This is a genomic window from Vibrio sp. 10N.222.52.C3 (genome assembly GCF_041474195.1).
GTDB classification, from domain to species: domain Bacteria; phylum Pseudomonadota; class Gammaproteobacteria; order Enterobacterales; family Vibrionaceae; genus Vibrio; species Vibrio crassostreae_C.
In genome coordinates, this window is sequence record NZ_JBFRTQ010000164.1 from 1 (window position 1) to 5,775 (window position 5,775).

Annotated in this window: 5 protein-coding genes and 1 pseudogene; 3 read left to right on the forward strand and 3 right to left on the reverse strand. The window is 44.3% G+C overall.

The window, feature by feature from the left end; translation table 11 throughout:
• Positions 1–163 precede the first annotated feature (163 nt).
• Positions 164–1,027 carry a protease HtpX gene (htpX, locus tag AB4517_RS20675; RefSeq protein WP_372090168.1) on the forward strand — a complete coding sequence of 288 codons (864 nt, stop codon included), beginning with the start codon at positions 164–166 and terminating at the stop codon, positions 1,025–1,027.
• Positions 1,028–1,341: 314 nt separating this feature from the next.
• Here htpX and purB read toward each other — a convergent pair whose 3' ends face one another.
• From purB to mnmA, 3 genes are all read right to left on the reverse strand, one after another.
• The gene (gene purB / locus AB4517_RS20680) at positions 1,342–2,712 is read right to left on the reverse strand and encodes an adenylosuccinate lyase (protein WP_017068077.1); all 1,371 of its coding nucleotides are present in this window, start codon (positions 2,710–2,712) and stop codon (positions 1,342–1,344) included.
• Positions 2,713–2,855: 143 nt separating this feature from the next.
• Complete coding sequence (hflD, locus tag AB4517_RS20685; RefSeq protein ID WP_017060259.1) at positions 2,856–3,473, reverse strand: high frequency lysogenization protein HflD; 618 nt, start codon at positions 3,471–3,473, stop codon at positions 2,856–2,858.
• A 43-nt stretch (positions 3,474–3,516) separates the two neighbouring features.
• A complete protein-coding gene (gene mnmA, locus AB4517_RS20690; RefSeq protein ID WP_017060260.1) occupies positions 3,517–4,653 on the reverse strand; it encodes a tRNA 2-thiouridine(34) synthase MnmA in 1,137 nt (378 codons plus the stop codon).
• A 204-nt stretch (positions 4,654–4,857) separates the two neighbouring features.
• Here mnmA and AB4517_RS20695 point away from each other — a divergent pair, with 204 nt between their 5' ends.
• Both AB4517_RS20695 and AB4517_RS20700 read left to right on the forward strand, forming a co-directional pair.
• Positions 4,858–5,127 (forward strand): hypothetical protein, encoded by a 270-nt coding sequence (locus AB4517_RS20695; RefSeq protein WP_010439986.1) that lies wholly within the window; start codon positions 4,858–4,860, stop codon positions 5,125–5,127.
• Positions 5,128–5,229: 102 nt separating this feature from the next.
• Positions 5,230–5,775, forward strand: a pseudogene (locus AB4517_RS20700) (inosine/guanosine kinase); the annotation flags it as partial.

Below are 5,775 nucleotides of genomic sequence, written 5' to 3' on the forward strand. Positions count from 1 at the left end.
ATGGTCTCGTAATCAAATGTTGCAATTTAATGCTTAACCTTGTTTTCTTAATCTAAGACTATATGTATAAGTAAGTATAAGTCTTCAAGGTTGGAATCTATTGCTGTCTGCCTTGTCTATAACAATAAGTTTTATAAAAACAGCTTTCATGCGGAGATAAGTAATGAAGCGAGTAATGTTGTTCCTTGCAACTAACCTAGCGGTTGTATTGGTACTAAGTGTTGTTCTTAATGTTGTATACGCAGTTACAGGTATGCAACCCGGTAGCCTCTCAGGTTTATTGGTGATGGCTGCGGTATTTGGTTTTGGCGGCTCATTCATTTCATTAATGATGTCGAAGAAAATGGCGCTACGCTCGGTAGGCGGCATGGTCATTGAAAGCCCACGTAACGAAACAGAACATTGGTTGATGGAGACGGTAAGCCGTCAATCTCAACAAGTTGGTATTGGTATGCCAACAGTGGCGATCTACGATTCGCCAGACATCAACGCATTCGCGACAGGTGCTAAGCGTGACGATTCATTGGTAGCAGTATCAACAGGCCTGCTGCACAACATGACGCGTGATGAAGCTGAAGCAGTATTAGCGCATGAAGTGAGCCACATCGCGAACGGTGATATGGTGACCATGACGTTAATGCAAGGTGTAGTGAACACGTTCGTTATCTTCCTATCTCGTTTCATCGCCAACATTGTTGCGTCGAATGACAACGAAGAAGAGGGTGGCAGCAACATGATGGTGTACTTCGGTGTGTCTATGGTGTTGGAATTGGTATTTGGTTTCTTAGCAAGCTTCATTACGATGTGGTACAGCCGCCACCGTGAGTTCCATGCTGATGCAGGTGCAGCGCACTTGGTTGGTAAAGAGAAGATGATTGCAGCGCTAGAGCGTCTAAAGGTGAGCCATGAGCCACAACTAGAAGGTTCTATGATGGCATTTGGTATCAACGGTAAGAAGTCTCTAACAGAGCTTCTAATGAGCCACCCGCCGCTAGACAAGCGTATTGCTTCTCTACGTAACATGTAATCGCTACGTATTCTTCAGTCGCTAATCGACAAGATACATTTGAAAGGCTTCCTTCGGGAGGTCTTTTTTGATCTTGGCATCTAAGACAGTAAGTATTCGAGGAATAGGTGTCTGGCGATAGAGGGTTACTGGTGATGAAGCATTACGATATTGATTGGTTGATATCGCACGGATTGAGATGAGTAGGGTAATGATACTGGGTTGCTTTGTATTATTTTGCTGACGTCTCTTGTGCTCAATACACTTTGTTCCGCTCAACAAAAAGGCTTCCACATGGGAAGCCTTAGTCTATTCTGTGATTCGAAATTCGAACCTTACAGTTTGTCAGTTAGCTCGATTGCTTGGCCGATGTAGTTCGCTGGAGTCATCTCTTTCAGGCGAACTTTCTCGTCTTCAGGGATCTCAAGACCATCGATGAATGCACGCATGCCTTCGCCATCTACACGTTTACCACGAGTTAGCTCTTTTAGCTTCTCGTATGGTTTTTCGATGCCGTAACGACGCATTACTGTTTGTACTGGTTCAGCCAATACTTCCCAGTTCTTGTCTAGTTCAGCAAGTAGCGCAGCGCGGTTAACTTCAAGCTTGCTAATACCTTTCAGAGTCGAAGTGTATGCAATGATTGCGTAGCCAACACCCACACCTAGGTTACGAAGAACCGTAGAGTCAGTAAGGTCACGCTGCCAGCGAGAAACTGGAAGTTTTTGTGCAAGGTGGCTGAATACTGCGTTCGCTAGACCAAGGTTGCCTTCAGAGTTTTCGAAGTCAATTGGGTTAACTTTATGCGGCATTGTCGAAGAACCGATTTCGCCAGCAATAGTCTTCTGCTTGAAGTGACCAAGAGCGATGTAGCCCCAAACGTCACGGTCGAAGTCTAGAAGGATAGTGTTGAAACGAGCAATTGCATCGAATAGCTCAGCGATGTAATCGTGAGGTTCGATTTGAGTTGTGTACGGGTTCCAAGTTACGCCAAGAGATTCAGTGATGAACTCTTCGCTAAACTGGTGCCATTCAACTTCTGGGTATGCAGAAAGGTGTGCGTTGTAGTTACCTACAGCACCGTTGATTTTCGCTAGGATCTCAACGTTTTCGATTTGCTTGTATTGACGTTCCATACGGTACGCAACGTTAGCCATCTCTTTACCCATAGTAGAAGGAGAAGCTGGCTGACCGTGTGTACGAGACAGTAATGGAATATCACGGTACTCGTTCGCAAGTGCTTTGATAGCATCAATTACGTTACGGATTTCTGGAAGAATCACTGTGTCACGAGCTTCTTTAAGCATAAGCGCGTGAGAGGTGTTGTTGATGTCTTCAGAAGTACATGCAAAGTGAATAAATTCGTTTACAGCGTGAAGTTCAGGAACGCCAGCAACTTTCTCTTTCAAGAAGTACTCAACCGCTTTAACGTCGTGGTTAGTCGTGCGCTCGATCTCTTTGATACGTAGAGCATCTTCTTCGCTGAAGTTAGCGGCTAGTTCATCAAGAAACTGGTTAGCTTCTGCACTGAACGCTGGTACTTCTTTGATTGCATCAGTTGCTGCAAGCTTTTGTAACCAACGAATTTCAACGATAGAGCGGTACTTTAGTAGTCCAAACTCACTAAAGATGCTGCGTAATGCAATAGTCTTACTTCCGTAACGGCCGTCTACTGGTGAAACAGCAGTCAATGCTGACAGTTCCATGGTGTTCTCCTGAATTGAGTTTTCTAAATTTTGAGAGGTTTATACCAGTAACAATCTCAATTGTCACGCACATTGCGCAATCGTTTGCGTGAGAGTTGTGTTGATACAAAAAACAAGCTCGCGACGAGGCGCGAGCTAATAAACTACATTCGAGCTAGTAGGATTTGAGCCTGCTCGATCATCTTCTTACGACCGAAGATAAGGTGGCGGCGTTTACCACCAACCTGGCGCCAAAGCACAGCGCTTCGAATCCCTGATAGAAGAAGCGCACGAACCTTATGTTGGCTCGACGTCTGTTGAAGTACTGATGGTGTTCCAGATACCTGAATGCGAGGGCCGATAGGGCTGACGACATCTAGGTAGATGCTCGCTAAGTTACTGATCATTTGCTCGTCAAACAGATCAAAATGTTCAGTTTGGCGTTCTGCAGTTTGAATGCGATCGCCAAGCTGAGACATAGAGTCGTTACGAGAAGATAGCTTACGCTCAAGAGCCATCAAGCTGATGATGTAGCGCGTAATATCGCTACCAGCTGGAGTACTATCGATACCTTTTACTAAGCACTCAAGGCCAAGCTTTAGGTTCGCTTCACGTCCAAATACGCCCACGGTATTCGATGGGTTGGTATTTAAAATGGCACTGAGTGAAGCTTCAAAGGCATCTTTATCACAATGGCCGTCTTTCGCTACTTGTTGAACCAAAGCCACAGCTTGGCAAATTCCGGCGAAAGCAATAGTACGGTCATAAAGTGTATTAGCCACGTAGTAACTCCTAGTTGTCTTCTATCGTTTGTCGTTTGATTGATTAGATGCGCTTTTCGATGATACCACCACCAAGACATACTTCGCCTTGGTAGAACACTGCAGATTGACCTGGGGTCACTGCGATTTGTGGCTCATCAAAAATAACCTTAATGTTCTCATCATCAATTGGGATGATTGTACAAGGAATATCTGTTTGACGGTAACGTGTTTTTACCGTGCATGTCATAACTTCAGTAATTGGTGTGCGATTTACCCAATGAAGTTGAGATGCGATCAAGCCTTCTGATTTCAGAAGAGGGTGGTCTTTACCTTGTACTGCGATAAGTACATTACGCTTAAGGTCTTTTTCACCAACAAACCATGGTTCTTCGTTACCGCCACCACCTTTAGTGCCGCCAATATGAAGGCCTTTACGCTGACCTAGCGTGTGGTACATCAAACCTTGGTGTTGACCAATCACTTGGCCTTCAGGTGTTTCGATGTTACCCGGTTGTGCTGGTAGGTATTTGCCTAGGAACTCAGTGAACTTGCGCTCACCGATAAAGCAGATGCCTGTTGAATCTTTCTTCTTAGCTGTGATCAAGTCTTGCTCTTCAGCAATACGTCGCACTTCTGGCTTCTCTAATTCACCGACAGGGAATAGGCTGCGTGCCACTTGATCTGAGCTTAGCGTGTATAGGAAATAACTTTGGTCTTTGTTGCTGTCTAGACCGCGTAGCATTTCTGGTTTTACGCCAGCATCAAGCTCTTCTTGAGTTGGGAAAGTACGACGAACGTAGTGACCCATCGCAATGTAGTCTGCGTCTAGCACTTCATCCGCAAACTCTAAGAATGCTTTAAATTTGATTTCTTTGTTACAAAGGATATCTGGGTTAGGTGTACGACCTGCTTTGTACTCTTCAAGGAAGTATTCGAATACGTTGTCCCAGTATTCTGCAGCAAAGTTGATAGTGTGAAGGTGGATACCTAGTTTGTCACATACCGCTTGAGCATCAGCAAGATCTTCAGCTGCCGTGCAGTATTCTTCGTTATCGTCTTCTTCCCAGTTTTTCATGAAAAGGCCTTCTACCTGATAGCCTTGTTGCTGAAGAAGATACGCCGATACTGACGAATCTACACCGCCGGACATACCGACAATTACTTTCTTTTCGCTGTTTCCAGAGCTGATATCTGACATGTCTAAACACCGTTACTATTACTTGGTCGCAGATTCTAACAGAAAGAGAAACGCCGTGACAGATCCGAGACCGGAATCACAGTTTCATTTGCACAAATAGTGCGCTGACTTTGTTAGAGAATCGCATGAGAGCGAGGTGAGTCGCTAGGATGTCAGAAGTATATGTGGCATAGTCGCTCGAAATCCAAGGCCTGAGATAAAAAAATGTCTGAACAAAATGAATTTATGCAAGAAGAAGAGCTGATTGAGATCATCGAGAACCAGCTTGAAGATGGCGAACCAGTGAAAGTGAAAGAGACGTTGATGCGTTTAATGATGACAGGCACTCCACGTGAAGAAGCAATTGCGGCTATGGCATGTGCACTGGCAATTGAAGTATTTGACGTTATGAAAAACGGCGCGGAGTTTAATCAAAAACGTTACGCAGAGCATTTGGGCATGCTGCCTGATTTAAGCTTTATGGAAGGCGAATAAAAAAAACCTTCAGCAAACGTTTGCTATAGTTTGAAAGATTGCCGCGTTAAATATAGCGCGGTAGAATCCGCCACCTATTTCCCCTTGACTTAGACTAGCCCTATGAAATTCCCTGGACAACGTAAATCAAAGCACTACTTTCCGGTTCACGCTCGTGATCCTCTAGTGAGCCAAGCTCAAAGCAGTAAAAGAATGTCACGCACTCATATTATCGGTATTGACCAAACATTGGTGGATATTGAAGCAAAGGTGAGTTCTGAACTTATTGAGAAGTATGGTTTGAGCAAGGGACATTCACTGGTTATTGGCGACGCAGCCGCTGAATCTTTGTATCAAGAATTAAAAGAGCAGTGCCTGATTACCAATGAATACGCTGGTGGCACAATTGGTAACACATTACACAACTATTCAGTGCTAGCGGATGACCGTTCTACACTGTTAGGTGTAATGAGCCAAGATATTAAGATTGGTAGTTACGGTTATCGCTATTTATGTAATACATCAAGCAGAATGGATCTGAACCATTTACAAGGGGTAGATGGCGCAATTGGTCGCTGCTTTGCATTAATTACAGAAGACGGTGAACGTACTTTCGCAATTAGCGAAGGACAAATGAACCAATTAAAACCAGAAAGCATTCCTGAAAAA